Below are 26,288 nucleotides of genomic sequence, written 5' to 3'. Positions count from 1 at the left end.
TTGGACATGGTCAACCTCGGCAGCGCGCAACGCATCCTCAGCGGTGCGCTGGACATGCCGCTCCACTCGGACAAGCCGTTGAAGCAGCTCGCCCGCACCGACCATGGAGCGTTCGCGGCCGGAGTGCTGCTCAACCCCACCCGCTATGTGGGACAGCGGATCAACCTGGCAAGCGATGAGAACACTCCCACACAGATGGCAGCCACACTGAGTGCCACCCTCGGAACGGAGGTCCGGCACGAGTACATTCCGCTGGCGCAGGTCGACAATTCCGACGTGCGCTCGGTGTGGGCCTTCCTCGACGGACCTGGTTACACCGTCGACGTCCCGGCTCTGCATGCGGCCCATCCGGAAATCGCCTGGACCAGCTTCGCCGACTGGACACGAAGCGCATTCAGCGCCGCGGACTGAGCACGGGGAATTCGGCGACACTCTTCGACTTCGATCAGCGAGCTCGGCGCGCTCGGCCCGGCCCGGACGGGGCCGGCGCCCGCTCCGTTCAGCCGGTTGTGTCGTTCCTGACGGCGCAACCGGCGTTCGTCGTGCCCTCGGAGCAACGCACGCCTCTGCTGCGTGTCACACATGCACCGTCTGCCCGGTCTCTAGCCTCGCCGTTTCGGTTGGGGCGATGAGGCGGCGTTGAGAAGTGACTGTCGGGTGGCCGATGCGATGTCGGTGTTCGGACATGGTGGAGACCCGGCGCGGTGGTCGGGTTCTCCAGGGTCCTTCGGGTCGTGGGCGGTCAGGGTTTGCCGGTCAGCCGGCGGGACGGGGCAGTGCGGCGAAGCGATGGAAGGCCGTGACGAGTTCGTGTCTCCAGGGCCAGGTGGCCGATATCCGCAAGCGCAGGCGTCGGCCGCCGCGGGTGAGGCGGGCGGCGACGTGCAGCAGTCGGTAGCGGAGCTTCTTCGGCTCGGCAGTGGCCAGCTCGCCGTCCAGCAGCAGCACGCGCGTCCAGGCCAGCAGGTCGATGGCCGCGAGGCTGAGTTCGAGCCAGGTCGAGTTGATGGCGAAGTGGCGGGAGGGGAAGCGGTCGAAGCCGGTGGTCTTGCCGCACCGGATGTGGTCCTCGACAGTGGCATGCCCGCGGTGGCGGACCTCCAGGAACTGGGCGGATCCGCCCCGGAGTAGGGGGTGTCGGTGAGGAACACCTGATGCCGCAGGCCCTCGTCCTGGTCGAACAGGGACAGTTGGGCTCCGGGCTGCGGCCGCTCCCGGCGCACGATGATGCGGGTGCCGTGCGGATAGCCGATGGTCGCTCGGTACCAGCACATGGTGGACGCGGTACGGACGGATATCGCACGGCAGGTGGACGGTCTGATTTGGAAGCCCGAGACGGACCGGCCTGATGACAGCGACGGATCGGCCGGCGTCGTCGTACCGGCCAACCGAGACGGAAACTGAGACGGACACGGCATGAGGGCGGCACCCTGGGAAGGGTGCCGCCCTGTCGTCTTGCCTGGTCAGACCGAGTAGAGACCGTGACCGGATTCGAACCGGCGTAACCCGCTTTGCAGGCGAGTCCCTCAACCACTCGGGCACACGGTCGTGTGTGTCGTGCACAACGACCGTAGGGGCGTGTGACGGCCGGGCTCAAGGACGTCGCGAGGGCTGCAATGCGACTGCCATGCGGCGTTCACACGGGTTCATGGTCGTAGGGCCAAGGGATGAGGACGGCCCCGACTCCCGACAGGGGCGTACGGCGCGCTTGCCACTTACTCTGGGGCTCATGACCGCCCTCGAACAGCACGGCGCCGGCACGGACGTCGACGCCGGCACCTACGCCGACACCGATCACGGCACAAGAACCGACGCGGCCATCGGCGGCATCCTGGGGCGCGAGCACCGTGCCCTCAGCCTCGGGATCGTCTCGGTCGTCCTGCTGATCGCTTTCGAGGCGACCGCCGTGGGGACGGCGATGCCGGTGGCCGCGCGTGAGCTGCGCGGGGTGGAGCTGTACGCGTTCGCGTTCTCCGCGTACTTCACGACGAGCCTCTTCGGGATGGTGGTGGCCGGGCAGTGGGCCGACCGGCGGGGGCCGCTCGGGGCGCTGACCGCCGGGATCTCGTCGTTCGCCGCCGGGCTGCTGCTCGCCGGGACGGCGTCGACGATGTGGCAGTTCGTCGGCGGCCGGGCCGTGCAGGGAATGGGCGGCGGGCTGGTGATCGTCGCGTTGTACGTGGTCGTCGGGCGCGCCTACCCGGAACGGCTCCGGCCGCCGATCATGGCCGCGTTCGCCGCGAGCTGGGTGGTCCCGTCCGTGATCGGGCCGCTCGTGTCGGGGACGGTCACCGAACAGCTGGGCTGGCGGTGGGTGTTCGTGGGCATCCCGGTCCTCGTCGTCGTACCGCTCGCGCTCGCGCTGCCCGCGATCCGGCGCATGGCCTCCGGGCCCGTCGACCCGACCGCGCCCCTCCCGCGCTTCGACGTGCGCCGCACTCGGTTCGCGCTCGCGATCTCGCTGGGGGCCGGGCTGCTGCAGTACGCCGGCCAGGACCTGAGGTGGCTGTCGCTGGTGCCGGCCGCGGCGGGTGCGGCGCTGCTCGTGCCGGCCGTGCTCGGGCTGCTGCCGCGCGGCACCTACCGGGCCGTGCGCGGGCTGCCGTCCGTCGTGCTGCTGCGGGGCGTCGCCGCGGGGTCCTTCATCGCCGCGGAGTCGTTCGTACCGCTGATGCTGGTCACCCAGCGCGGGCTGTCGCCGACGCTCGCGGGGCTGTCGCTCGCCGTGGGCGGGGCGACCTGGGCGCTCGGGTCGTACGTGCAGTCCCGGCCGCGCGTCGAGCCGTACCGCGAACGGCTCATGGTCGGCGGCATGGTCCTCGTCGCGACGGCGATCGCGGCGGCGCCGAGCGTGCTGATCCCGTCCGTGCCGGTGTGGATCGTGGGCCTGGCCTGGGCCTGGGGCTGCTTCGGGATGGGTCTGGTGATCGCCGCGTCGAGCGTGCTGCTGCTCCAGCTCTCGGCGCCGGAGGAGGCCGGTGCGAACTCCGCCGCCCTCCAGATCTCCGACGCGCTGTCGAACGTCCTGCTGCTGGCGGTGGGCGGCGCGGCGTTCGCGGCCCTCGGCGGCGGCGCGGTGGGGAGCCACGCAGCGGCGGCCGCCGGTGCCGACGGGGGCTCCCACCCGGTCGCCTTCGCCGTCGTCTTCCTGCCGATGGCGGCCGTGGCGCTGATGGGGGCCTGGGTGGCGACGCGACTGCGGGCACCTGCCGCCCCCGGCACGTAATCCCCCGCGCGGCCCCGAAGGGTGTCGCTGCGCTCCGTACATGCACCAGATGATCATCAGCCTGTCCGACGCCGAGTGGGCCGCCCTCGGCGACCTCGCCGACGCTCAGGGGCGAGTGGCGGACGAGCTCGCGGCCGATGCCGTACGCCGTCATCCTCGCGCCGAGGACGAACGCGTGGCGGCAGTCGCCGAGCGCTACGCCCGCGCGCACGCCGATCTGCTGCGGAGGCTCGGCGAATGAACCGGCACCGGCACCGGCACATCACCCGTCACCTGACCGTGGCCGAGGTCACGGGCATCGCCCTCATCGCCTTCGGCGGGCGGCCACCGGAGTTGCGCACCGCCGGTCTGCTGGAGTCCGCCGTGCACCGGCCGCGCGCCCGGATGTTCGGCGTCGAGGCGTACCAGGACGTGTACGAGCAGGCCGCCGCGCTGCTGCACGCCATCGCCACGAACCACCCGTTCGTCGACGGCAACAAGCGGACCGCGTGGCTCGCCGCCGCCACGTTCCTCGCCCTCAACGGGGTCGACCTCGCCGATGTCGACCAGGACCGTGCGTACGACCTGGTCGTCGCCGTCGCGAGCGGTGGGGCGGACAGGACCGCCGGGACCGCCGGGATCGGCGGGATCGCCGGGAACGGCGGGATCGCCGGGAACGGGGCCGCCGGGGACGCGGACGGCGGGACCGACGGGATCGCCGGGAACGGGACCGTCGGGGACGCGAACGGCGGGATCGGCGCGGACGGGGACGCCCTGCGCTCCCTGTGACGCTTGCCGCACCTGCGGGCGTCACGGCCTCGTTCGGCCGGGTTCGGCGCCGGGCCACCGATAGGGTGGCCCGGTTGTCGTACGACCGCCCCGCCGCGTAGAGCCCTGAACCGGAGACCGTGACTACTACCGCCTCCCACCACCTCTCACCCGCCTTCCCCGGCCGCGCCCCCTGGGGCACGGCCGGAAAGCTGCGTGCCTGGCAGCAGCGCGCGATGGACAAGTACATCCAGGAGCAGCCCCGCGACTTCCTCGCGGTGGCGACCCCCGGTGCCGGTAAGACCACCTTCGCGCTGACCCTCGCGTCCTGGCTGCTGCACCACCACGTCGTGCAGCAGATCACCGTCGTCGCGCCGACCGAGCACCTGAAGAAGCAGTGGGCGGCCGCGGCCGCACGGATAGGGATCAAGCTCGACCCGGAGTACAGCGCCGGGCCGCTGAGCAAGGAGTACGACGGCGTCGCCGTGACGTACGCCGGCGTCGGCGTGCGCCCGATGCTGCACCGCAACCGCAGCGAGCAGCGCAAGACCCTCGTCATCCTCGACGAGATCCACCACGCCGGTGACTCCAAGTCGTGGGGCGAGGCGTGTCTCGAGGCGTTCGAGCCGGCGACACGGCGGCTCGCGCTCACCGGTACGCCCTTCCGGTCGGACACGAATCCCATCCCCTTCGTCACGTACGAGGAAGGCAACGACGGGATCCGGCGCTCGGCCGCCGACTACACCTACGGCTACGGCAACGCGCTCGCCGACAACGTCGTCCGGCCGGTCATCTTCATGAGCTACAGCGGCAACATGCGCTGGCGCACCAAGGCCGGCGACGAGATCGCCGCGCGGCTCGGCGAGCCGATGACCAAGGACGCCATCTCGCAGGCCTGGCGCACGGCCCTGGACCCGCGCGGTGAGTGGATGCCGAACGTCCTGCGCGCCGCCGACCAGCGGCTGACCGAGGTGCGGAAGTCGATCCCGGACGCGGGCGGCCTCGTCATCGCGTCGGACCAGGACTCGGCGCGCGCGTACGCCAAGCTCATCCGCGAGATCACCGGCACGAAGGCGACCGTCGTGCTCTCCGACGACGCGGGCGCGTCGAAGCGGATCGACGAGTTCAGCGACGGCCACGACCGGTGGATGGTCGCCGTCCGGATGGTGTCCGAAGGCGTCGACGTGCCCCGGCTCGCGGTGGGGGTGTACGCGACGACGATCTCGACGCCCCTCTTCTTCGCGCAGGCCGTCGGCCGTTTCGTACGGTCCCGGCGGCGCGGTGAGACCGCGTCCGTCTTCCTGCCCACCATCCCCATGCTGCTCGGCTTCGCCAACGAGATGGAGGTCGAACGCGACCACGTGCTCGACCGGCCGAAGAAGGACGGGGAGGAGGACCCGTACGCCGAGTCCGAGAAGGAGATGGACGAGGCCAACAAGGAGCAGGACGAGGACACCGGCGAGCAGGACATGCTGCCCTTCGAGGCGCTGGAGTCCGACGCGGTCTTCGACCGGGTGATGTACAACGGCGCCGAGTTCGGCATGCAGGCCCACCCGGGGAGCGAGGAGGAGCAGGACTACCTCGGCATCCCTGGTCTCCTCGAGCCGGACCAGGTGCAGCTGCTGCTCCAGAAGCGGCAGGCACGGCAGATCGCGCACAGCCGGAAGAAGCCGGACACGGAGGCGGATCTGCTGGAGCTGCCGGCGGAGCGGCGACCGGTGGTTTCCCACAAGGAGCTGCTGGAGCTGCGGAAGCAGCTGAACACGATGGTCGGCGCGTACGTCCACCAGAGCGGCAAGCCGCACGGGGTCATCCACACCGAGCTGCGGCGGGTGTGCGGGGGGCCGCCGAGCGCGGAGGCGACGGCGGGTCAGATCCGGGAGCGGATCAAGAAGGTGCAGGAGTGGGCGACGCGGATGCGCTGAGGTCCGCGGTCCGCTGCTCAGGTCGCGCGGTCTGCTGAGACCCGGGAGACCCGGCGTGTGTGTGTCCGTTTTTCTCCGTGCCTGAAATGCCCGAAGCCCCGCGGCCTCGGAGCCGCTGTCGGGCGAACGCCCGGGTCATCCGCATCTGGGTCGCCCCGGGGGTGCCAACGCGGCCTCGGCGCCCGGATTCTGGACGAGGTCTTCCGCTGAGCGGAGCCGATCGCTACATTCCCCGCATTGACAACGCCCCGTGGCAGCGCCGCCGCGGAGCGCAGCCGGTGTGCCAGGGCCTCCGGCGGCCTCTTCGTGCGTGCCGTCGCTCCCATGGGGCCGGTGCCGCCGGCAAGCACGTGAGAGCGCCGCCGTTGCTGACTCCGAAGGAGAGGGCGTCGTGACCGCGGAAACCTCCCAGACGCTCGACCGAGGACTGCGCGTCCTCAAGCTGCTCGCCGACACCGACCACGGCCTGACCGTCACCGAGCTGTCCCACCGGCTCGGCGTCAACAGGACCGTCGTCTACCGGTTGCTCGCCACCCTTGAACAGCACGCCCTGGTACGCCGCGACCTCGGCGGCCGCGCCCGCGTGGGACTCGGCGTGCTGCGTCTGGGCCGTCAGGTGCACCCGCTGGTACGGGAGGCGGCGCTGCCCGCGCTGCGCTCGCTCGCCGAGGACATCGGAGCCACCGCCCATCTGACCCTGGTCGACGGGGCGGAGGCGCTCGCGGTCGCGGTCGTCGAGCCGACCTGGACGGACTACCACGTGGCGTACCGGGCCGGCTTCCGGCACCCCCTGGACCGCGGCGCCGCCGGCAAGGCCATCCTCGCCGCGCGCCAGGGCGGCCTCACCGAGCCCACGTACACGCTCACCCACGGCGAACTCGAAGCAGGCGCGAGCGGCGCCGCCGCACCGCTGATCGGTGTGACGGGCATAGAGGGCAGCGTGGGAGTCGTCATGCTCGCCGACTCCGTACCCGAACGGGTCGGCCCTCGTGTGGTGGACGCCGCCCGCGAGGTGGCGGACGCGCTGCGCTGAGCCGCGCGGCGGCGCGCGAGACGGGCGGCGGTGTGCAAGCCGGGCGGCGCTGGGCTGGGCCGGAAGCGCTTGGCGGGGCCGGGCGGCGCTGCGGCGAGGCGGGCCCATCGCCGGGTGCCCTCGGCGGCAAGGCGCGCCGGGCGGGCCGCTAGATTGACGTCGTGCTTCTCTCTCGCCTCTCGCGCCCCCGGGCTCTCCTCGTGTGTGCCCTCCCCGTCGTCGCACTGCTCGCGGTCGCCGGGCTCGCGCCGCTGCCGTTCGCCCTGGCACAGCCGGGGCAGACCACGAACGTGCTGGGGGTGGACCAGGGGAAGCCGGTGATCACGATCTCCGGGGCGCCCACGCGGAAGACGGACGGCGCGCTGCGGATGACGACGATCCTGGCGACCGGGCCGACCGTGGACGTCGGGCTGGGCGATGTGGTCGACGCCTGGTTCCGTACGGACCGTGCCGTGCTGCCGCACGACGCGGTCTATCCGTCCGGGCAGTCCGACGAGCAGATCGAGAAGCACAACGTCGCCGAGATGAAGAAGTCCCAGGACAGCGCCGTGGACGCGGCCCTCGACTACCTCGACGAGGACCCCGCGAAGGTGAAGGTCACCCTGCACCTCGCCGACGTCGGCGGCCCCAGCGCCGGCCTGCTCTTCTCGCTCGGCATCATCGACAAGCTCGAGGGAAACGGCTCGGGCGGCGATCTCACCGGCGGCCGGGACATCGCAGGTACGGGAACGATCACCGCAGACGGCAAGGTGGGCGCGGTCGGCGGGGTGTCCCTCAAGACGCAGGCAGCTGCCCGCGACGGGGCGACCGTCTTCCTCGTGCCCAAGGCCGAGTGCACGGACGCCCAGGCCGAACTCCCCGAAGAGATGCGGCTGATCCCGATTTCCACGCTGAAGGAGGCGGTGGACGCGCTCCGTCTCCTGGACCGCGACGAGAGCAAGGTCCCGACCTGCTGAGGTGGTCCTCGCCCACTTCAGGCCGCGGTAGCCGTACGCGCCGGATGCGCGGCCACCAGGCGCAGGCCCACTTCGACCAGTGTCCAGCCCAGTTGGGCACGCAGGGCCGGGCGCGGTAGGCGTCGCGGTACGTCCGGTCGGTACGCGGCGGTGGCCGCTTCCCGGTGCAGTTCCGCGGCGCGCAGTTCGTGCAGGCACAGATGTATGTCGGCGTGCATGACCTGGTCGGTCCCTTCAGTCGGTTTGCTGGGGGAACGCGTGCAGATGGATCCGGACCCTCTCCGAGCCCTCTCCGGGCTCCACCTCTCGGTAGCTCTCGATGAGCGCGTGGGTCTTGTCGTTCAGCTCTCGCAGCTGAGCGGGGGAGAGGCGAAGGGTGAAGTCGCTCATGTCCGCGCTCTTCGGCCACGCGTCGGGCCAGCCGCGCATGGTGCCCAGCCAGGTGGAGAGCTCCTGGGCGTGCATCGTGGCGACCTCGTGCATGAAGACGTTCACGGCCCCCCGCGTCTGCGGATCGGGGTCGCCGTACAGCGACTCGTCGAAGAGGAGGCTCTGCTGGGCGGCCTTCCACCAGCGCTCCCGGCCCTTGCCGCGCTCCGGGTCGTCCTCCACGAAGCCGTACGAGGCGAGCTGGCGCAGGTGGTAACTGGTGGCGCCGCTCGACTCGCCGAGCCGGTCGGCCAGCTGGGAGGCGGTGGCCGGGCCGTGGTGGCGCAGGGCGGTCAGCAGCCGCATCCGCAGGGGATGGGCGAGCCCGCGCAGGGAGCGCGGGTCGAGCGTGCGGGACGGGAACGCCGACGGGGACGAGGGCGCCGGCGGGGACTTCTCGTGCTCGGGCATGGCTCAAGCCTAGACTTGCAAAGAAGCCGTTGCAAGCACTTCTTTGCAAGAATCTCTTTGCATCGGACTCTTTGCATGTACTGCGTCGCGCCGCGCCGAAGCGGGGGTGGGGCGTCAGCCCCCGCGGATCCGGTTCGCGTCCTCCGCCGCCTGCTCCACCAGCGGGATGATCCGCAGCGGCACGGGGTTCTCCATCACGATCGCCGTCGACGCCCGCACGATCCCCTCGAACCCGACGACCCGGTCGATCACGCGCTGAAGGTCGGCGTTCGAGCGGGCGACGAGCCGGCAGAGCATGTCGCCGTGTCCGGTCGTCGTGTGCAGCTCCAGCACCTCGGGCACCGTCGCCAGATGGGCCCGTACGTCCGCGCCCTGGCCCTGCTTGATCTCCAGCGTGGCGAACGCCGTCACCGGGTACCCGAGCGCCGCCGGGTCGACGTCCGGCCCGAACCCCCGGATGACCCCGGCCGACTGCAGCCGGTCGAGCCGCGCCTGGACCGTGCCGCGTGCCACGCCGAGTCGGCGCGACGCCTCCAGTACGCCGATCCGCGGCTCGCGCGCGAGGAGCACGATGAGCCTGCCGTCCAGATGATCGATCGTCACGAGAGGGCCTCCCGGTGGTCATCCTGCACAGATCGCCCGCACAAATCGGGCAGTGACTGGGCAGGTTGCCCAGGCAATACACAAACTATTGCGCAGCTTGTGGATCGGAGGGAGTCTGCCGCCATGACTGAGACCCTGGATCACACCCCTCACACCGCCCGGCAGGCCGACCCCTTCCCGGTGAAGGGAATGGACGCGGTCGTCTTCGCCGTGGGCAACGCCAAGCAGGCCGCGCACTACTACTCCACGGCCTTCGGCATGAAGCTCGTCGCGTACTCCGGACCGGAGACCGGCAGCCGCGAGACCGCGTCGTACGTCCTCACGAACGGCGCCGCCCGCTTCGTGTTCACCTCCGTCATCAAGCCGGCCACGGACTGGGGCCGCTTCCTCGCCGACCATGTCGCCGAGCACGGCGACGGCGTCATCGACCTCGCGATCGAGGTGCCGGACGCGCGGGCGGCGTACGCGTACGCCGTCGAGCACGGCGCACGCGGCATCGAGGAGCCGTACGAGATCAAGGACGAGCACGGCACGGTCGTCCTCGCCGCCATCGCCACGTACGGCAGCACCCGCCACACCCTCGTCGACCGGTCCGGCTACGACGGTCCGTACCTGCCCGGCTTCGCGGCCGCCGACCCGATCGTCGAGCCCCCGGCGAAGCGCACCTTCCAGGCCATCGACCACTGCGTCGGCAACGTCGAGCTCGGCAAGATGAACGAGTGGGTGGCCTTCTACAACAAGGTCATGGGCTTCACGAACATGAAGGAGTTCGTGGGCGACGACATCGCCACCGAGTACTCGGCGCTGATGTCGAAGGTGGTCGCCGACGGCACGCTCAAGGTGAAGTTCCCGATCAACGAGCCCGCGATCGCGAAGAAGAAGTCGCAGATCGACGAGTACCTGGAGTTCTACGGCGGGGCGGGCGTGCAGCACATCGCGCTCGCGACGAACGACATCGTGGAGACGGTCCGCACGATGCGCGCGGCCGGTGTCCAGTTCCTCAGCACCCCCGACTCGTACTACGACACCCTAGGCGAGTGGGTGGGCGACACCCGTGTGCCGATCGAGACCCTGCGTGAGCTGAAGATCCTCGCCGACCGCGACGAGGACGGCTACCTTCTGCAGATCTTCACCAAGCCGGTCCAGGACCGTCCGACCGTCTTCTTCGAACTCATCGAGCGCCACGGCTCGATGGGCTTCGGCAAGGGCAACTTCAAGGCCCTGTTCGAGGCGATCGAGCGCGAGCAGGCCAAGCGCGGCAACCTGTAGCCCGCTCGGCACCGGGCGGGGACGGGCAGCGAGCCCGCCCCCGCCCGCTGCTCATTCGCCGGACGGGCCCTGATCCGACGGGCGCGGTACGGACGGGCTCGGCTCCGACCGGCCGGAATCCGACGGGCTCGAGTCCGAGCCCGAACCCGGCAGGCCTGACCCCGGGCGATCCGATTCCGACCCGCTCGACCTCGAGCGGTTCGATTCCGACGTGGCGGATTCCGACGGACCCGTCGTCGGCTGCTCGTCCTCGCCGGTCCTGCCTCCACTGCCCGAGCCCGAGCCCGAGCCCGAGCCCGATTCCGCGTTCGACTCCGAGCCCGATTCCGCGTCCGACTCCGGCTCCGCGTCCGACTCCGGTTCCACGCGCGTCAGTTCCAGGGGCTCGGCCTCGCCCCACACGTCCTCCGGCCCGCCCGCCGCGGGCTCACCCAGTTTCTCGAGCGCGGCCCGGGCACGCGGAACCAGGAGCGGGGAGAAGTACGGGTTGATCCGCAGCGCCTCGGCCAGGTGGCGGCGGGCCGGGCCGTCCAGGCCCCGTGCGCGCTCGATCTCTCCGCGGTGGTACGAGAACAGCGGGTTGCGCATGTTCGGTTCCGTCGCCCGCTTCGCGTACGTCAGCCCCTCACCGGCCCGCCCCGCCCGGTGCAGCGCCCACCCGAGCGCGTCCGCCACCTCCAGGCTCCGGTGGCCGCGCTCCCACTCCTTGGTCAGCCGGCGCACCGCGGAGTGTGCGTCCCCGTGGTCCGCCTCGTACCGGCCGAGGACCAGCTCGACGTTCACGCCTTGCCCCTGAGCCTTCGCCGCCCTGGTACGCACCACCTGGTACTGGGTACGCGCGTCCCCGTCCAGTCCCAGCGACTCGTACAGCTCGCCGGCCTCCAGCGCGTACTCCGGCAGCGGCCGCTTCTCCAGCGCGGCCGTGTAGTCCCGCATCGCCTCGTCCTTGCGCCCCAGCGCCGCCAGCGCCCGCGCCCGCCCCGCCAGCGTCGGATGGTGCCCGGCATCGATCCGCAGCGCCATGTCGTAGTGTCCGACGGCCTCCGCCGGCTCGCCCCGGCCCCAGGCCAGCTCGCCAAGCCGGAACCGGGCCGCAGCCCTCTCGGCCGAGGTCCTCGCGCGCGTCATCGCCTCGTAGGCCGTCGCCGCCGCGTCCTCGGGCCGCCCGTGGCCGGCGTACATCTGCGCCGCCCGGGCGAGGGTCGGTGCGGCGCCCGGATGCAGGGCCTGGAGCCTCGCGGCGGCCTTGCCGGCCGCCTTGTAGTCGCCGAGCCCGTTGTACGCGTCGATCAGCACCGGGTACGCGGTCCATCGCTTCGGCGTCCGGGCCCGCACCTTCTCGCCCCACCGCTTGGCCGTCGCGTAGTCCCGGCGTGCGTTCGCCAGCGCCGCCATCCCGAGCTGCGCGTCCGCATTGCCCTTCGCGGCAGGGAGCTCCGCGAGTGAACGTTTCAGCGCCGCCTCCGCCCTCGGGTAGTACGACCACTCGCCGACCAGCGTCCCGAGCTCCACGTACGCCGAGCCGAGCACCGCCCACGACGCCTCGTCGGCCGGGCGCGCCCGCAGCCACCTCTCGCGGTCCACCACCAGTGCCGACAGGTCGTTCAGCGACGCCGGCGCACCGGCACCCACCGCGAGCATCGCCCGGGCCGCGGGCCCCGAGGCCGGCGGCGGCCCGCCCGCGCCTGGGCCGAAGACCAGGAAGCCGGCGACCAGGCCGCCGGCGACCAGCGTGCCGACCACAGCATTCCTGACGTTCGGTGCGTATCGCGTCTTCATGGCGAACACTGTGCGGCACCGGACACCTGATACGAAGAGCACACCCGGTGCAGCGAACGGGAACGCAGACGGGTTCACACCGATGGCCCCCGGTGCCAGGCTGGGATCATGGACGATCTTCTCTCCCGGCTCGTTTCGGAGCTGCGTGCGGGCCTTCCGGACGAGGCCCTCATCATCGACCCGGACATCACGGCCTCGTACGCGAACGACATGGCGAGCTTCTGCGACGCGGGCACCCCCGCCGTCGTCGTGCTGCCCCGCACCGTCGAGCAGGTCCAGCACGTCATGCGCACCGCGACAGCGCTGCGCGTCCCGGTCGTCCCGCAGGGCGCCCGCACGGGGCTCTCCGGCGGCGCCAACGCCTCCGACGGATGCATCGTCCTCTCGCTCGTCACGATGGACCGCATCCTGGAGATCAGCCCCGTCGACCGGATCGCCGTCGTCGAGCCCGGCGTCATCAACGCCGCGCTCGGCCGTGCGGTCGGCGAGCACGGGCTGTACTACCCGCCGGACCCCTCCAGCTGGGAGATGTGCACCATCGGCGGCAACATCGGCACCGCGTCGGGCGGGCTGTGCTGCGTCAAGTACGGGGTCACCGCCGAGTACGTCCTGGGCCTCGACGTCGTCCTCGCCGACGGCCGGCTCCTCAGCACCGGCCGCCGTACCGCCAAGGGTGTAGCCGGATACGACCTGACGCGCCTCTTCGTCGGCTCCGAAGGCAGCCTGGGCATCGTTGTCAAGGCAGTGCTCGCGCTCAAGCCCCAGCCGCCCCAGCAGCTCGTCCTCGCCGCGGAATTCCCCTCGGCTGCCGCCGCCTGCGACGCCGTCTGCGCGATCATGGAGGGCGGCCACACCCCGTCGCTCCTCGAGCTCATGGACCGTACGACCATCCACGCCGTCAACAAGATGGCCCAGATGGGCCTCCCCGACACCACCGAGGCGCTGCTGCTCGCCGCCTTCGACACCCCCGACCCGGCGCCCGATCTTGCCGCCGTCGGTGAGCTGTGCGCCGCCGCAGGAGCGACCCAGGTCGTGCCCGCCGAGGACGCAGCCGAGTCCGAGATGCTGCTCCAGGCGCGCAGGCTGTCACTCACCGCGCTGGAGACCGTCAAGTCCGCGACGATGATCGACGACGTGTGCGTGCCGCGTTCCCGGCTCGCCGCGATGCTCGACGGCACGGCGGCCATCGCGGAGAAGTACGACCTCACCATCGGCGTCTGCGCCCACGCGGGCGACGGCAACACCCACCCCGTCGTCTGCTTCGACCACACCGACCCCGACGAGTCCCGGCGTGCCCGGGAGTCGTTCGACGAGATCATGGCCCTCGGGCTCCGGCTGGGCGGCACGATCACGGGTGAACACGGCGTGGGCGTACTGAAGAAGGAGTGGCTCGCCCGCGAACTCGGCCCGGTCGGCGTCGAGTTGCAGCGCGGCATCAAGCAGACCTTCGACCCGCTGGGCATCCTCAACCCGGGCAAGCTCTTCTGACCCGTACGTGCGACCGTCCCGCGGCCTGCCGGGACCACAGTCCTACGCCCCATGCCCGATGGCCCAGGACACGGCTCCGTGTCTAGCGTGGAAGTCGTGGAAGTCGTGGAAGTACCGACTTCCGGTGACGAAGGAGGAGCCGTGCCCGCACGCCTTGACCACACCATCGTCCACTGCCGTGACCGGTTCGCCGCAGCCCGCTTCCTCACCGAGCTGATCGACGCACCCGAGGCGAAACCCTTCGGCCCCTTCGCCAGCGTCCCGCTCGCCAACGGCGTCACCCTCGACTACCTCGACGAGCGGCCGGAGTCCGAGATCGTCTCGCAGCATCTGGCGTTCCTCGTCTCCGACGAGGAGTTCGACGAGATCCTCGGCCGGATCAAGGGGCGGGAGCTGTCCTACTGGGCCGACCCCATGCATGCCGAGCCGCAGCGGATCAACCACCTCTTCGGTGGCCGCGGGGTGTACGTGGACGACCCCGACGGCCATTCCATAGAGTTCATCACCCATACCTACGTGTGATCCCCGGGCCACGGCCCTACGCCTCACCGTCCTTCGCCTCGTCCGAAGGCCATGGATCGCGCAGATACAGATCGTCCGCCGGGGTCGGCGCCAGCAGCTCCGCCAGCGCGTCGTCGATACCGAGCTGCTCCGACTCGGCTCCCGGCGGCACCGCGCGCAGCGTCCGCTCCAGCCATGCGGAGATCTGCGCGGCGGGCGCCTCCAGCAGGGCGTCCCCGTCCGGCGAGCTCAGGGCGACGAGGACGACGCTCCGTCCCTCGACCTTGGTCGGCCAGATACGGACGTCCCCGTGCCCGCACGGCCGGAAGATCCCCTCGACGAGCAGCTCTCGGGCGAAGGTCCAGTTCACGGGGTGCTCGGAGCCGACGTGAAAGGTGATGTGCACGGCGTACGGATCGGCCGTGCGGTAGGCCAGCCTGGCCGGTACGGGGATGCTGCGCTCCGGCGACAGCACCAGCTTGAGCTCCAGCTCGCGTTCGACCACGGTGTGCATGAGAGTGCGACTTCCTTTCCTGGTACGAGGCCCGGGAGCGGGCCACGCAGGGAGAGAGCGCCTTCCCCGCCGACTATTACGCGACTTCCGACAACAACTTCTCAGTCACTCGGGGAACGGTTGCGGTGATGGGGCGCAGAGTTACCGGAAAGTGGGCCTTACGGCAGGACCGGCCCAGGACGGAGCGGCTGTCTGATAGATGTGGACCCTTGAATCGATGCCCTCCATGCCTTCCAGGAGATACGGGACCACGGTGATGAGCGCCCCCACCCCGGCAACCGGCGACGGCAGCCCCGCGGCCGGCTTCTATCCAGATCCGTCCATCCCCGGATATGTCCGGTACTGGAACGGCGCGGCGTGGGTGCCGGGTACGAGCAGGCCGGCCCCCCGGGACGGCGAGTCGCTGCCGGCGCCCCCGTCCGCAGCGGCCGCCGCGTCGGCGGCGCCGGCCGCGCCCCCGGCTCCGTCCGTCCCCCCGGTGGAGGAGACCGGCCCCGTCTTCCTCGACGAGGAGCCGGAGGCCTCGGACGCGGGCCGTCCCGAGCCTGCCTCGGCCTGGCACGCGGACACCTCCCATCAGTCGGGCTTCGGCGGCGACCGCGACAACCGTGTCTCCTGGGGCGCGCCCCAGGACCCGCGCACCGGTGACGCGCTCCCGGGCGGGCGTCAGGACCCGCGCATCGCGTCGGGCACCGCGCCGCGTTCGGGCGGCTCCTCCGGCGTCCGGTTCGACCGTGCGTCGGACCCGTCGGCCGAGGAGCCTCGCGCCGCGTCCGGCGGTACCGCGGCCCCGGTGGACCCCACCGGCGGAGCGCTGCCCGGAGTGCGGAGTGTGGGCGCCGACACCCCGCCCGCCGAGGGCACGATGACGATCCGTTCGTTCACGCCCGAGCAGCAGCCCCGGCAGCCTCAGCATCCCCAGCAGCCGTCGCAGTCCCAGCAGCAGCCTGCGCAGGCTCAGGCACAGCCCCAGGTGCCCGCGCAGCAGCAGGCTCCCGTCCAGCAGCAGGCACCGGTGAGCGCCGGGTCAGGCGGCGGCGCCGCGTCATGGGCGCAGCAGGTGCACCGGCTGGCACAGGCGCAGGCCCCCGAGCAGCGGCCGGTCGTGCCGTGGAAGCCGCCGGTCGACGATCCGTTCCTGCAGGCCGCACAGGCCCAGGCCGCGGCCAGGCCTGCCGCGCTCGGCAAGCGGTTGGTGGCCCGGCTGATCGACACGGTCGTGCTGGGCGCGCTCGTCGGCGCCGCGTCGTTCCCGTTCGTCTCCGCGGCGCTGGAGCACATCGACGGGAAGATCGAGGCGGCGAAGCTGTCCGGCGAGACGGTCACGGTGTGGCTGCTCGACGCGACGACCGCGTTCCACTTCGCCCTCTCGCTCGTCGTGCTGCTCGTGCTCGGCACGCTGTACGAGGCGCTGCCGACCGCCAAGTGGGGCCGCACGCTCGGCAAGAAGCTGCTGGGCCTCGAGGTGCGGGACATCGAGTCGCACGCGCCCCCGTCGTTCGTGGCGGCCCTGTGGCGCTGGCTCGTGCACGGGCTGTTGGGCGTGCTGCTCATCGGCGTCGTCAATGTGCTGTGGTGCGTGTTCGACCGCCCGTGGCGGCAGTGCTGGCACGACAAGGCGGCTCATACGTTCGTGGCCGGCTGACCTGGACGGACCGGTCGTAGCTGCTGACGCCTTGTCAGCCCTCTGGCCGCGCGAGTCCCCCGAACGGCACGTGAGCCGTTGCGGCGCCTGGCCGGGCGGGATGCACTGCCCCCATGAGCAACGACCAGCCGCCCGGCCAGCCGCCTGAGGACGACCCGTTCCGCAAGAAGGAGCCGCAGGAGCCCACACCGCCCCCCGGTGGACCTCCGTCGGGCGCGGGTTCCCCGTACGGTGCGCCCCCGCCTCCGGGAGGTGGCTCCCCGTACGGTGCGCCCCCGCCCCCGGGAGGCGGGTCCCCATACGGCGGGGCGGGCGGCGCGCCGCCGCCCCCGTACGACTCCGGTGCGTATGGAGGCGACCCCTATGGCGGCACCGACCCCCTCCACGGAATGCCGCCGCTCGCCGACGCGCCCAAGCGCTTCCTCGCGCGCTTCATCGACTGGCTGATCGTCACCATTCCGCTCGCGCTCATCGGCATCCCGTTCGGGATCTACGAGGGGGTGACGCGATCGGCGGACGACTTGGACGACTTCGTCACCAGCACGAACACCGGTGGGCAGTGGGTGTTCCAGCTCATCACGATCGTGGCCTTCGTCGGCTACGACACCTTGATGGTCAGGCGGACCGGCCGGACCCTCGGCAAGAAGCTGATGAAGATGCGCGTGGCGATGCTCAACGACGGGAGCACCCCCGACACGAGTTCGTCGCTCATGAGGGCCGTGGTGCTCTGGCTGCCGCAGCTGATCTGCTGCCCCTGCGTCTGGCCGCTGATCCTGGCGATCATGATCCTCGTGGACAAGCCCTACAAGCAGGGCCTGCACGACAAGGCAGCCAAGACGGTGGTGGTGTCAACGGCGCAGTGAGTGCTCGCCCACCCGTCGCTCGGCTCCCGTGCGCGCGTGGGCGACGGACACCCGGGCGGTGGTGTCCACGGCGACCGGGGTCGCGGCGGTGGCCGGGACCTCCTCGGGGACGGCGGCGGCATGGTTCGAAGGGACCCTGCGCGCCGCCTTCGCCTGTGCCCTGGCCGGCAGCGGCACGGTCACGGCGACCAGCAGACCCAGCGCAAGAGCGGCGATCCCGATCACGGCGACGCCGATGCCCGTGGTGGTGCGGGAGAGCAGAAGCATGGCGACGGTCGAGACGACGACAGTGGCCGAACCGTAGGCGAGCTGTGCGGCAGTAGGACGCGGCATGACGGTTTCCGTCTCTCGAGGCGTTCGTTGGCGTGTCGCAACGGGTCGCACTGTCCGGCGACTCTACGACGGTGGATGCCCGAGAGGAACCGGCAGTAAGCGTGACCTAACCCACGGTGCCGGTGCATGGGGGGCGCATGGAGTCATCCGTTCCGCGGACTGGACGGTTCGGTGCGCCTGTTGCCGGTGCGCGTGGGGCAATAGGGTTTTCCCTTGCGTGTGAGCGTCCCCATGTCCGCATTCCGGAACTGCGCTACTGCATAGTGCAGTTGGCCTGCTCAAGTCAAGGTCTGTCTTTTCTTCATTAACTCCGGTCGAATGTCGTCACTTGTGACGCGCAGCCGCGCGCGGATCCACCCCACATCCTTGGCTCCGCGGTACGCGGGCGCGGGGGAGGACACTTCAAGTGACCAGCAGACGACGGACGATCAGAACGTCCGCGGTGTTCGTGGTGCTCGCCGCCACCGGTGCGACGGCCTCGGCCTACACCGTGGCCCAGGCCGACAACCACGGCACGACGGCCGGCATCGAGCGCCATGATCCGGCACCCGGCGCGGACCACGACAAGGCCCATGACAAGGGGCACGTCGACCACGACCTCGAGGGTCCGTTCAGCAAGCAGCAGGAGCAGCAGCGCCAGGCGGCGCTGGAGCAGGTCATATCCGGGGACGCGACCGTGCAGAAGCGCGGCGCGTCCAACGTCGTGAAGCTCGACGACAAGAAGTACGTCGAGCTCGGCCGTGAGAAGACCGACAAGATCTTCACGATCCTCGTGGAGTTCGGCGACAAGGTCGACGACACCACGATGTTCGACCCGGACGGCGACGGCCCCGAGGCTCCCGTCAAGAAGTACGGCGGCACGCCCGGCCCGCTCCACAACGCGATCGCCGAGCCGGACCGCAAGGTCGACAACTCGACCGCCTGGCAGCAGGACTTCAACCAGGCGCACTTCACGGACCTGTACTTCGGCAAGGGCAAGAACAAGGACGGCAGCCCCAAGCACTCGCTGAAGACCTACTACGAGCGGACCTCGTCCGGCCGCTACTCGGTCGACGGCACGGTTTCCGACTGGGTCAAGGTCGAGTACAACGAGGCCCGCTACGGCTCCAACTACTGCGGCTCGTCCAACTGCGCCAACGTCTGGGACGCGGTGAAGGACGGCGTCAACGCCTGGACCGCCGACCAGAAGGCCAAGGGCAGGACCGACGCCCAGATCAAGGCGGACCTGGCCCAGTACGACCAGTGGGACCGCTACGACTTCGACGCCGACGGCAACTTCAACGAGGCCGACGGCTACATCGACCACTTCCAGATCGTCCACGCGGGCGAGGACGAGTCCGCCGGCGGCGGCGTCCAGGGCGGCGACGCCCTGTGGGCCCACCGCTGGTACGCGTACGGCACCGACGCGGGCAAGACCGGCCCGGCGGGCAACAAGGCCGGCGGCACCCAGATCGGCAGCACCGGCATCTGGGTCGGCGACTACACCATGCAGCCCGAGAACGGCGGCCTCGGCGTCTTCGCCCACGAGTACGGCCACGACCTGGGCCTGCCCGACCTGTACGACACCTCGGGCCAGGGCGAGAACTCGACCGGCTACTGGTCCCTGATGTCGTCCGGCTCCTGGCTGGGCAGCGGCAAGGAGTCCATCGGCGACCTGCCCGGCGACATGACCGCCTGGGACAAGCTGCAGCTCGGCTGGCTCAACTACACCAAGGCCAAGGCGGGGACGAAGTCCACCCACAAGCTGGGTGTGGCCGAGTACAACACCAAGAACCCGCAGGCCCTCGTCGTCGAACTGCCGAAGAAGGCCGTCACCACCACCGTCGTGAAGCCCGCCGAGGGCTCCAAGCAGTGGTGGAGCGACATGGGTGACGACCTCAAGAACACCCTCACCCGCACCGTCGACCTCACCGGCAAGTCCAAGGCGTCCCTGGAGCTTTCGGGCTGGTGGGACATCGAGGCCGACTACGACTACCTGTACGCCGAGGTGTCGACCGACGGCGGCGCGAGCTGGACGGCCGTCGACGGCACCGCCGACGGCGCGGCCATCACCCGCGACGCGAGTGGCTCCCCGGCACTGACCGGCGCGTCGGGCGCGTACAAGAAGCTCGTGTACGGCCTGGACGCGTACGCCGGCAAGAAGGTCGACGTCCGCTTCCGCTACCAGACGGACGGCGGCGCGGGCGGCAAGGGCTTCGCGGCCGACGCGATCACCGTCACCGCCGACGGCGCCCCGCTGTTCTCGGACAACGCCGAGGGCGACGACAACGGCTGGACCGCGAAGGGCTTCTCGCGCATCGCCGAGTCCTTCACCAAGGAGTACGAGCAGTACTACCTCGCCGAGAACCGGCAGTACGTCTCGTACGACGCGACGCTGAAGGTCGGTCCGTACAACTTCGGCTTCAAGGCGCCGAAGGACAACTGGGTCGAGCACTACCCGTACCAGAACGGCCTGCTCGTCTGGCTCTGGGACACCTCCCAGAAGGACAACAACACCAGCCAGCACCCGGGCCGGGGCCTGATCCTGCCGGTCGACGCCAACGCCAAGCCGCTGAAGTGGGCGGACGGCACGCTGCTCCGGAACCGGATCCAGGCCTACGACTCGACCTTCAGCCGCTTCACGACGGATGCCTTCACCCTGCACAAGGCGGACACTCCGCTGCGGATCGGTGCACACAAGGGCAACCCGGTCTTCGATGACCGCAGGGGCGTCTACTGGTACGAGGAGAACCCGACCGCCGGTGTCAAGGTTGCTGACACCAACACGCGTATAGCAATCGTCAACGAGCCGAAGAACGGCCAGACGATCACCGTGAACGTCGGCCCCTCGGCGAAGTAGCTCGCATCGCCGCAGGTCAAAGCACGATCGGCCGTCGCCCTCTAGCGGGCGGCGGCCGATCGTGTTTAGGTGCGTCTGACGAAGTTCTTATTGACAGCGAGCTCACGGGGGAGTGATGCGGCATGCCCGGCGGAGGTTTCTGCAAGTTGCCAGGAGGCAGCGTCGTGGTCGCGATAGGCCTGCCGAGTCCGGTCGGCGACGGCAGTACGGTCCGGGTGCTGGTGCATGCGGCGAACCGGGCAAGGGCGCTGACGCGGCTGCGGAATCTGGGGCTGCGGGCGGTGTATCTGCGGGGCAACGCGGAGCCGCCGACGCCGGATGAGATCACGGCGGTGCTGCACCACCCGGACGGCCTCCTCTGGCGCACCCATGAGCCTCCGACCCAGGAACTCTGGCACCCCATCCGCGCGCTCCTGCGCCCGGCGGGCGGAGCATAGGTCCGGGCCGGCGCCCGGCGCTCGACGGCCGACGCCCGGGGCCGACGCTCGAGGGCCCGGACCCGGCCGTGGGCCGCGGGCCGCGAGCGGGGGACGCCCACAGACCCCCCGGGCGTGAGCCCGGACCTTCCGGGCGGCCCCGGTGTCCGTCCTCGATCCGCCCCGGAGCTCGGCCTGAGGGGTGGGTGCCCCCAACGGGCTCGGAGTGGGCTCCGCCGGCGATCGAGACGCGGGGGTTCGGGGGCGGAGCCCCCGCGACAGGGGTCCGGGGGCTTGCCGCCGGTTCGGGAAGGGGCGGGCAGGGGGAAACGCGGCCTACACCACCGGCTTGCCGGACAGCTCCACGCCCGCCGCCCGCAGCTCCTCCAGCGCCCGGTCCGTCGTGTCCTCGGCGACGCCCGCCGTCAGGTCGAGCAGTACGTGGGTGCGGAAGCCCTCGCGGGCCGCGTCCAGCGCCGTGGCCCGCACGCAGTGGTCCGTGGCGATGCCGACGACGTCGACCTCGGTCACATCGCGGGCGTGCAGCCACTCGGCCAGCGTGGAGCCGTTCTCGTCGGTCCCCTCGAAGCCGCTGTACGCCGCCGCGTGCGCGCCCTTGTCGAAGACCGCATCGATCGCCCCGCTGGCGACCGCCGGCGCGAAGTTCGGGTGGAAGCCCACACCCTCCGTCCCGGCCACACAGTGGGCGGGCCAGGTGCTCACGTAGTCGGGGTGCTCCGAGAAGTGGTCGCCCGGATCGATGTGGTGGTCACGGGTGGCCACCACATGGCGGTAGCCGGGCTGGGCCTCACCGATGAGGTCGGTGATGGCGGCGGCGACATCCGCGCCCCCCGTCACCGCGAGGCTGCCCCCCTCGCAGAAGTCGTTCTGAACGTCCACGACGATCAATGCGCGGTGCATGGCGGTGTCCTTCGGTGGTGGGGGAGGGAGGGGGAGGGGTCGGCGGCGATGTTCTGAGGGTAGAGACTCCAACCGCCTTGCGGGAGGGGGCATTTGCCTGCTAGTGGCGCTGTCGTTGTCTCTCGGGCCATCCGCTGTTCATGCGCCTCACATGTATTCCGTCGGGATCACCGGCTCGCCGCGGGACAGCTGGACCGCCGACAGCGGCAGCCGCCGGCGCGCCGCGATGTGCCGCTCGCGCGCCGCGTCCAGCGGCTCGCGGGCGACGATCTCGCCGCCCTTGACGAGTTCCACCAGCAGCTGCCGGTCCTCGAGCTCCTCCGGCACCGGGCCGGTGCCCAGCACCTCGGCCTCGGCGACGCCCTGCTCGTCGACCCGGCGGGCGGCCCACTTGCGGCCCCCCACGGACAGTTTCCCGCCGGTCGACTTCTTCGCCACCGGGATCAGCGGGGCGTGCGGATCGGCCGAGGTCGCGCGGGCGACCAGCTTGTAGACCATGGAGCAGGTCGGCTGCCCGCTGCCCGTGACCAGCTGCGTGCCGACGCCGTACGCGTCCACGGGCGCCGCGGCGAGCGACGCGATCGCGTACTCGTCCAGGTCGGACGTGACGACGATCTTCGTATCGTGAGCTCCCAGCTCGTCCAGCTGCTGGCGTACCCGGTGAGCGACCAGCAGCAGGTCCCCGGAGTCGATCCGTACGGCCCCGAGCTCCGTCCCGGCGATCTCCACGGCGGTGCGGACGGCCTCGGCCACGTCGTACGTGTCGACGAGCAGGGTCGTCCCCCGTCCGAGTGAGTCCACCTGCGCACGGAAGGCGTCCCGCTCGGTGTCGTGCAGAAGGGTGAAGGCGTGCGCGCTGGTGCCGACGGTCGGGATGCCGTAGCGAAAGCCGGCGGCGAGGTCGGAGGTGGAGTGGAAGCCCCCGATGTACGCCGCGCGCGCGGACGCGACGGCGGCGAGCTCGTGCGTGCGCCGGGCGCCCATCTCGATGAGCCGGCGCCCGACCGCGGCGGACGACATACGGGAGGCGGCGGCCGCGATCGCCGAGTCGTGGTTGAGGATCGACAGGACCACGGTCTCCAGCAGGACGCACTCGGCGAAGGAGCCCTCGACCCGGAGGATCGGCGAGCCGGGGAAGTACGCCTCGCCCTCCGGGTAGCCCCAGATGTCGCCGCTGAAGCGGTAGCCGGACAGCCGGTCGAGCGTGGGCCCGTCGATGATGCGCTGGTCACGGAGGAAGCCGAGGATGCCCTCGTCGAAGCGGAAGTTCTCGACGGCGTCCAGGACGCGCCCGGTGCCCGCCACCACGCCGTAGCGGCGGCCGTCGGGCAATCGGCGGGTGAAGACCTCGAACACCGAACGGCGGTCGGCCGTTCCTGCCCTCAGCGCCGCCTGGAGCATCGTGAACTCGTACTGGTCGGTGAAGAGCGCGGTCGACGGCACGTCCACCGGCAGCCCCAGATCCGCAACGTTCACCACGGTCAACCTCGCACTCTCGTCGTTGCAGCCATGCAAAGGATGCTACCCCTAATTTCGTCAGAGTGACGAGATGTCCCCGATCCGGCCCGGGCCGTTTGTGCGACAGGGCCCCTCGGGTGGCAGCATGGGTGGAGTGACTGCGCCCGTAGAGATCGAACGTCCCCAGTCGGCCGAGGAGACCTTCGCCGTACCCGAACCCGATGTTCCCTGGGTGACGATCGTCCACAACGATCCGGTCAATCTGATGAGCTACGTCACGTACGTCTTCCAGGCCTACTTCGGCTACCCCAAGGACAAGGCCCACAAGCTGATGCTCGACGTCCACCACAAGGGCCGCGCTGTCGTCTCCAGCGGCAGCCGCGAGGAGATGGAGCGCGACGTGCAGGCGATGCACGGTTACGGACTGTGGGCGACGCTCTCCCAGGACCGCATGTGATGGCCGGACACTTCGAGGCGCTGCCCGGCGGCGGCGCCGCTGTCGCGCTCGACGAGGTCGAGATCTCCATCCTGCGCTCGCTGGCCGTGCAGCTCCTCGAGCTCATCGGCCCCGGCGACGAGCCCGCCAAGGGCGAGGACCCGCTCGCCTCGCTCTTCACGCAGGGCCCGAGCGAGCCGCCGTCCGACCCGGCGCTGGCGCGCCTCTTCCCGGACGCGTACGGCGGCCCCGAGGGAGGGGAGGACGACGAACTGCGGGAGTTCTCCGCCGAGTTCAGGCGCTACACGGAGAACGATCTGCGCGCCCGCAAGCGCGACGACGCCCTTGTCGTCGTCCGCAATCTCGACGCGCTCACCGCGACGGGAGAGGGCGGCGCCGTCCTCAAGCTGACCGCTGCCGACTCGATGCACTGGCTGGGCGCCCTCAACGACCTGCGGCTGACCATCGGCACCCGTCTGGAGGTCGCCGACGAGGACGAGGGCGGTGACCTGTACCGGCTGCCGGACTCCGATCCGCGCAAGCCCATGGTCATGGCCTACCTCTGGCTCGGGGCGCTCCAGGAGACGCTCGTCGAGACGCTGATGCCGTGACGCCCGGGGTGTCCGTGGCGCCGTGGCCCCGACGCCGCAGGGCCATCTCCGCGTAACCGCCCCGCACGCTCGCGTTCGCTCAACGGACGCTCAATTCCGCATAACGATCGCGTCACTCAAATACCCCATTTCGCTACCTCTTGGGGTATTTGTCCGCTTTTCCCTGTGCGGTGTGCCACATCCGCCCTCGTCGATCATTGTTGCGACCGTGATAAATCTTCACGACCGCCCGGGGACGCCACCCATGTCCCCGGGGGCGCTTCGACCGGCTGACCGCCGGTAGCACTCCATCCATATCCGGGGGGATCAGGACCTGGTCCGCAGCCGTACGCAGACGGCGCGGGCCAGCATGGAGAAAGGCGCTTCACCAATGACCTCAGTGCGGGTCGACAAGCAGGACGGCAATGAGGCCGCGGAAACGTCCAGCGAGGGTTACGAGCGAGGCCTCGGACCCCGCCAGGTCCAGATGATCGCCATCGGCGGTGCCATCGGCGTGGGCCTGTTCCTGGGAGCCGGTGCGAACATCGCGAAGGCCGGACCCAGCCTCATTCTCATGTACGCCCTCGCAGGCGTGGTGATCTTCTTCATCATGCGGGCGCTCGGCGAACTGCTTCTGTACCGCCCGGTCTCGGGCTCCTTCGCGGAGTACTCCCGCGAGTTCCTCGGCCCGTTCTTCGGGTACGTCACCGGCTGGACGTACTGGCTGATGTGGATCGTGACCGGCATGGCGGAACTCACCGCCGCGGCGATCTACATCAACTACTGGTTCCCCTCGGTCCCGCAGTGGGTCACGGCCCTGGTCTTCCTGGTCGTCCTCTACATCGCCAACCTGATCTCGGTGAAGCTCTTCGGCGAGATCGAGTTCTGGTTCTCGATGGTCAAGGTGACCGCGCTCATCGGCATGATCGTCATCGGTCTCGGCGTGCTGACCTTCGGCTTCAGTGCCGCCGGTGACACCGCCCAGGTCTCCAACCTGTGGGCCTTCGACGGCTTCTTCCCCAAGGGCATCGGCTCCAGCCTCATGACCCTGCAGGGCGTCATGTTCGCGTACCTCGCCGTCGAGCTGGTCGGCGTCACCGCCGGCGAGTCCGAGAACCCCGAGAAGACGCTCCCCAAGGCCATCAACTCGCTGCCCTGGCGGATCGCCCTCTTCTACGTCGGTGCCCTCACGGTCATCCTGTGCGTGGTCAAGTGGACCGAGTTCGCCCCCGGCGTCAGCCCCTTCGTCGCCGCCTTCGCCAAGATCGGCATCCCGGCCGGCGCGGCCATCGTCAACTTCGTCGTCCTCACCGCGGCCCTGTCGTCCTGCAACTCCGGGATGTACTCCACCGGCCGCATGCTGCGCGACCTGGCCTCCAACGGCGAGGCCCCGAAGGCGCTGGGCAAGCTGGCCGCCAGCAAGACCCCGGCGATCGGCATCACCGTCTCCGTCGCGCTCATGGGCATCGGCGTGCTGCTGAACTACGTGGTCCCGGAGAAGGCGTTCGGCTACGTCACCTCGGTGGCCACCGCGGCGGGTATCTGGACCTGGATGATGATCCTGATCAGCCACATCCGCTACCGCCGCGCGGTCGAGGCCGGCCGGCTGCCCGCCTCCTCGTTCCCGGCCCCCGGCGGCACGGTCTGCAGCTGGATCGCCCTGGCGTTCCTGGTCTTCGTGACCGGTCTGATCGCGTACGACAAGGACTCCCGCATCAGCCTCTACGTGGGCGCGGGTTGGGCCATTGCCCTGGCGATCGGCTGGTTCGTCCTGAAGGGCAACAAGCCGCGGGCCGCCGACGCGCCGGCCCGCGAGTACGCGGACGTCGCCAAGTAGCCGCCAAGTAAGCGGCGCGCTCGCTTCGTACGTCATCGGGTCATGCCGGGCCACCTCGCCCGGCATGAC

Annotated in this window: 24 protein-coding genes, 1 tRNA gene and 3 pseudogenes; 18 read left to right on the top strand and 10 right to left on the bottom strand. The window is 70.6% G+C overall.

Features of this window, described 5'->3' with window-relative positions; translation table 11 throughout:
• The coding region (locus tag ACWCP0_RS30885) for an NmrA family NAD(P)-binding protein (protein WP_451082053.1) at positions 1 to 411 on the top strand (411 nt) is incomplete at its 5' end.
• Positions 412 to 756: 345 nt separating this feature from the next.
• Here ACWCP0_RS30885 and ACWCP0_RS30880 read toward each other — a convergent pair.
• Positions 757 to 1,250 (bottom strand): annotated as a pseudogene (locus tag ACWCP0_RS30880) (transposase); the annotation flags it as partial.
• Position 1,251: 1 nt separating this feature from the next.
• Here ACWCP0_RS30880 and ACWCP0_RS30875 point away from each other — a divergent pair.
• Positions 1,252 to 1,404: pseudogene (locus tag ACWCP0_RS30875) on the top strand (site-specific integrase); the annotation flags it as partial.
• A gap of 72 nt (positions 1,405 to 1,476) precedes the next feature.
• Here ACWCP0_RS30875 and ACWCP0_RS30870 read toward each other — a convergent pair.
• Positions 1,477 to 1,548, bottom strand: a tRNA-Cys gene (locus ACWCP0_RS30870).
• Between the two features lie 181 nt (positions 1,549 to 1,729).
• On the opposite strand from ACWCP0_RS30870, the gene ACWCP0_RS30865 reads away from it, so the two are divergent.
• The 6 genes and pseudogenes from ACWCP0_RS30865 (at position 1,730) to ACWCP0_RS30840 (ending at position 7,887) form a co-directional block, all read left to right on the top strand.
• Complete coding sequence (locus ACWCP0_RS30865) at positions 1,730 to 3,226, top strand: MFS transporter (protein WP_451082052.1); 1,497 nt, start codon at positions 1,730 to 1,732, stop codon at positions 3,224 to 3,226.
• A 40-nt stretch (positions 3,227 to 3,266) separates the two neighbouring features.
• Positions 3,267 to 3,467 (top strand): hypothetical protein, encoded by a 201-nt coding sequence (locus ACWCP0_RS30860; RefSeq protein ID WP_451082051.1) that lies wholly within the window; start codon positions 3,267 to 3,269, stop codon positions 3,465 to 3,467.
• 20 nt (positions 3,468 to 3,487) lie between these two features.
• Positions 3,488 to 3,814: pseudogene (locus tag ACWCP0_RS30855) on the top strand (type II toxin-antitoxin system death-on-curing family toxin); the annotation flags it as partial.
• 299 nt (positions 3,815 to 4,113) lie between these two features.
• Positions 4,114 to 5,898 (top strand): DEAD/DEAH box helicase, encoded by a 1,785-nt coding sequence (locus ACWCP0_RS30850; RefSeq protein ID WP_451082050.1) that lies wholly within the window; start codon positions 4,114 to 4,116, stop codon positions 5,896 to 5,898.
• 391 nt (positions 5,899 to 6,289) lie between these two features.
• Positions 6,290 to 6,931: an IclR family transcriptional regulator gene (locus ACWCP0_RS30845; protein WP_451082049.1), complete on the top strand. Its 642-nt coding sequence runs from the start codon at positions 6,290 to 6,292 to the stop codon at positions 6,929 to 6,931.
• Between the two features lie 161 nt (positions 6,932 to 7,092).
• On the top strand, positions 7,093 to 7,887 hold the full coding sequence (locus ACWCP0_RS30840; protein ID WP_451082048.1) for a S16 family serine protease: 795 nt from the start codon (positions 7,093 to 7,095) through the stop codon (positions 7,885 to 7,887).
• 17 nt (positions 7,888 to 7,904) lie between these two features.
• Here ACWCP0_RS30840 and ACWCP0_RS30835 read toward each other — a convergent pair whose 3' ends face one another.
• From ACWCP0_RS30835 to ACWCP0_RS30825, 3 genes are all read right to left on the bottom strand, one after another.
• Positions 7,905 to 8,105: a hypothetical protein gene (locus ACWCP0_RS30835; protein ID WP_351232956.1), complete on the bottom strand. Its 201-nt coding sequence runs from the start codon at positions 8,103 to 8,105 to the stop codon at positions 7,905 to 7,907.
• Positions 8,106 to 8,121: 16 nt separating this feature from the next.
• Positions 8,122 to 8,727 carry an ArsR/SmtB family transcription factor gene (locus ACWCP0_RS30830; RefSeq protein WP_451082047.1) on the bottom strand — a complete coding sequence of 202 codons (606 nt, stop codon included), beginning with the start codon at positions 8,725 to 8,727 and terminating at the stop codon, positions 8,122 to 8,124.
• Positions 8,728 to 8,841: 114 nt separating this feature from the next.
• Entirely contained in the window at positions 8,842 to 9,330 is a 489-nt protein-coding gene (locus ACWCP0_RS30825) for an Lrp/AsnC family transcriptional regulator (RefSeq protein ID WP_451082046.1), read from the bottom strand.
• 123 nt (positions 9,331 to 9,453) lie between these two features.
• Here ACWCP0_RS30825 and hppD point away from each other — a divergent pair, with 123 nt between their 5' ends.
• Entirely contained in the window at positions 9,454 to 10,599 is a 1,146-nt protein-coding gene (gene hppD, locus ACWCP0_RS30820) for a 4-hydroxyphenylpyruvate dioxygenase (RefSeq protein ID WP_451082045.1), read from the top strand.
• 51 nt (positions 10,600 to 10,650) lie between these two features.
• Here hppD and ACWCP0_RS30815 read toward each other — a convergent pair whose 3' ends face one another.
• The gene (locus ACWCP0_RS30815) at positions 10,651 to 12,378 is read right to left on the bottom strand and encodes a tetratricopeptide repeat protein (protein WP_451082044.1); all 1,728 of its coding nucleotides are present in this window, start codon (positions 12,376 to 12,378) and stop codon (positions 10,651 to 10,653) included.
• A gap of 108 nt (positions 12,379 to 12,486) precedes the next feature.
• Between ACWCP0_RS30815 and ACWCP0_RS30810 the strand changes: the two genes are divergently transcribed.
• Together ACWCP0_RS30810 and ACWCP0_RS30805 are read left to right on the top strand one after the other, a co-directional pair.
• A complete protein-coding gene (locus ACWCP0_RS30810) occupies positions 12,487 to 13,866 on the top strand; it encodes an FAD-binding oxidoreductase (protein ID WP_451082043.1) in 1,380 nt (459 codons plus the stop codon).
• A 141-nt stretch (positions 13,867 to 14,007) separates the two neighbouring features.
• The gene (locus ACWCP0_RS30805; RefSeq protein WP_451082042.1) at positions 14,008 to 14,388 is read left to right on the top strand and encodes a VOC family protein; all 381 of its coding nucleotides are present in this window, start codon (positions 14,008 to 14,010) and stop codon (positions 14,386 to 14,388) included.
• A gap of 16 nt (positions 14,389 to 14,404) precedes the next feature.
• Here the strand turns inward: ACWCP0_RS30805 and ACWCP0_RS30800 are convergent, their stop codons facing one another.
• The gene (locus ACWCP0_RS30800; RefSeq protein WP_451082041.1) at positions 14,405 to 14,881 is read right to left on the bottom strand and encodes an SsgA family sporulation/cell division regulator; all 477 of its coding nucleotides are present in this window, start codon (positions 14,879 to 14,881) and stop codon (positions 14,405 to 14,407) included.
• Between the two features lie 256 nt (positions 14,882 to 15,137).
• Here ACWCP0_RS30800 and ACWCP0_RS30795 point away from each other — a divergent pair, with 256 nt between their 5' ends.
• On the top strand, positions 15,138 to 16,526 hold the full coding sequence (locus ACWCP0_RS30795) for an RDD family protein (protein ID WP_451082060.1): 1,389 nt from the start codon (positions 15,138 to 15,140) through the stop codon (positions 16,524 to 16,526).
• A gap of 113 nt (positions 16,527 to 16,639) precedes the next feature.
• Positions 16,640 to 17,389, top strand: coding sequence for an RDD family protein (locus ACWCP0_RS30790; RefSeq protein ID WP_451082040.1), 750 nt, complete (start codon positions 16,640 to 16,642; stop codon positions 17,387 to 17,389).
• Here ACWCP0_RS30790 and ACWCP0_RS30785 read toward each other — a convergent pair.
• Entirely contained in the window at positions 17,375 to 17,722 is a 348-nt protein-coding gene (locus ACWCP0_RS30785; protein ID WP_451082039.1) for a hypothetical protein, read from the bottom strand. The two genes, ACWCP0_RS30790 and ACWCP0_RS30785, sit on opposite strands and share 15 nt — an antisense overlap.
• A gap of 406 nt (positions 17,723 to 18,128) precedes the next feature.
• Here ACWCP0_RS30785 and ACWCP0_RS30780 point away from each other — a divergent pair, with 406 nt between their 5' ends.
• Positions 18,129 to 20,561 (top strand): immune inhibitor A domain-containing protein, encoded by a 2,433-nt coding sequence (locus ACWCP0_RS30780; RefSeq protein WP_451082038.1) that lies wholly within the window; start codon positions 18,129 to 18,131, stop codon positions 20,559 to 20,561.
• Between the two features lie 122 nt (positions 20,562 to 20,683).
• Positions 20,684 to 20,998 (top strand): hypothetical protein, encoded by a 315-nt coding sequence (locus ACWCP0_RS30775; protein WP_451082037.1) that lies wholly within the window; start codon positions 20,684 to 20,686, stop codon positions 20,996 to 20,998.
• A 315-nt stretch (positions 20,999 to 21,313) separates the two neighbouring features.
• On the opposite strand, the gene ACWCP0_RS30770 is transcribed toward ACWCP0_RS30775, so the two are convergent.
• The gene (locus ACWCP0_RS30770; protein ID WP_451082036.1) at positions 21,314 to 21,898 is read right to left on the bottom strand and encodes an isochorismatase family protein; all 585 of its coding nucleotides are present in this window, start codon (positions 21,896 to 21,898) and stop codon (positions 21,314 to 21,316) included.
• Between the two features lie 147 nt (positions 21,899 to 22,045).
• Positions 22,046 to 23,374 carry a nicotinate phosphoribosyltransferase gene (locus ACWCP0_RS30765; RefSeq protein WP_451082035.1) on the bottom strand — a complete coding sequence of 443 codons (1,329 nt, stop codon included), beginning with the start codon at positions 23,372 to 23,374 and terminating at the stop codon, positions 22,046 to 22,048.
• Positions 23,375 to 23,501: 127 nt separating this feature from the next.
• Between ACWCP0_RS30765 and clpS the strand changes: the two genes are divergently transcribed.
• The 3 genes from clpS to ACWCP0_RS30750 all read left to right on the top strand — a co-directional run bounded on the left by clpS (position 23,502) and on the right by ACWCP0_RS30750 (position 26,219).
• Complete coding sequence (gene clpS, locus ACWCP0_RS30760; RefSeq protein ID WP_451082034.1) at positions 23,502 to 23,813, top strand: ATP-dependent Clp protease adapter ClpS; 312 nt, start codon at positions 23,502 to 23,504, stop codon at positions 23,811 to 23,813.
• Positions 23,813 to 24,403 (top strand): DUF2017 domain-containing protein, encoded by a 591-nt coding sequence (locus tag ACWCP0_RS30755; RefSeq protein ID WP_451082033.1) that lies wholly within the window; start codon positions 23,813 to 23,815, stop codon positions 24,401 to 24,403. The genes clpS and ACWCP0_RS30755 overlap by 1 nt, the downstream gene beginning before the upstream one ends.
• Positions 24,404 to 24,773: 370 nt before the next feature.
• Positions 24,774 to 26,219 (top strand): amino acid permease, encoded by a 1,446-nt coding sequence (locus tag ACWCP0_RS30750; RefSeq protein WP_451082032.1) that lies wholly within the window; start codon positions 24,774 to 24,776, stop codon positions 26,217 to 26,219.
• Positions 26,220 to 26,288 lie beyond the last annotated feature (69 nt).

The sequence above is a fragment of the Streptomyces sp. NPDC001970 genome, assembly GCF_053594115.1.
The sequence above is the reverse complement of the archived record's forward strand: the minus strand, read 5'-3'. Positions and strand labels throughout refer to the sequence as shown.

Excerpts from the sequence above, each read along its gene's own strand:
- ACWCP0_RS30865 (WP_451082052.1), top strand. The coding sequence starts at position 1,730 with ATGACCGCCCTCGAACAGCACGGCGCCGGCACGGACGTCGACGCCGGC.
- ACWCP0_RS30860 (WP_451082051.1), top strand. The coding sequence starts at position 3,267 with ATGCACCAGATGATCATCAGCCTGTCCGACGCCGAGTGGGCCGCCCTC.
- ACWCP0_RS30835 (WP_351232956.1), bottom strand. The coding sequence starts at position 8,105 with ATGCACGCCGACATACATCTGTGCCTGCACGAACTGCGCGCCGCGGAA.
- ACWCP0_RS30830 (WP_451082047.1), bottom strand. The coding sequence starts at position 8,727 with ATGCCCGAGCACGAGAAGTCCCCGCCGGCGCCCTCGTCCCCGTCGGCG.
- hppD (WP_451082045.1), top strand. The coding sequence starts at position 9,454 with ATGACTGAGACCCTGGATCACACCCCTCACACCGCCCGGCAGGCCGAC.
- ACWCP0_RS30815 (WP_451082044.1), bottom strand. The coding sequence starts at position 12,378 with ATGAAGACGCGATACGCACCGAACGTCAGGAATGCTGTGGTCGGCACG.
- ACWCP0_RS30810 (WP_451082043.1), top strand. The coding sequence starts at position 12,487 with ATGGACGATCTTCTCTCCCGGCTCGTTTCGGAGCTGCGTGCGGGCCTT.
- ACWCP0_RS30800 (WP_451082041.1), bottom strand. The coding sequence starts at position 14,881 with ATGCACACCGTGGTCGAACGCGAGCTGGAGCTCAAGCTGGTGCTGTCG.
- ACWCP0_RS30795 (WP_451082060.1), top strand. The coding sequence starts at position 15,138 with ATGAGCGCCCCCACCCCGGCAACCGGCGACGGCAGCCCCGCGGCCGGC.
- ACWCP0_RS30790 (WP_451082040.1), top strand. The coding sequence starts at position 16,640 with ATGAGCAACGACCAGCCGCCCGGCCAGCCGCCTGAGGACGACCCGTTC.
- ACWCP0_RS30785 (WP_451082039.1), bottom strand. The coding sequence starts at position 17,722 with ATGCCGCGTCCTACTGCCGCACAGCTCGCCTACGGTTCGGCCACTGTC.
- ACWCP0_RS30775 (WP_451082037.1), top strand. The coding sequence starts at position 20,684 with ATGCCCGGCGGAGGTTTCTGCAAGTTGCCAGGAGGCAGCGTCGTGGTC.
- ACWCP0_RS30770 (WP_451082036.1), bottom strand. The coding sequence starts at position 21,898 with ATGCACCGCGCATTGATCGTCGTGGACGTTCAGAACGACTTCTGCGAG.
- clpS (WP_451082034.1), top strand. The coding sequence starts at position 23,502 with ATGGGTGGAGTGACTGCGCCCGTAGAGATCGAACGTCCCCAGTCGGCC.
- ACWCP0_RS30755 (WP_451082033.1), top strand. The coding sequence starts at position 23,813 with ATGGCCGGACACTTCGAGGCGCTGCCCGGCGGCGGCGCCGCTGTCGCG.
- ACWCP0_RS30750 (WP_451082032.1), top strand. The coding sequence starts at position 24,774 with ATGACCTCAGTGCGGGTCGACAAGCAGGACGGCAATGAGGCCGCGGAA.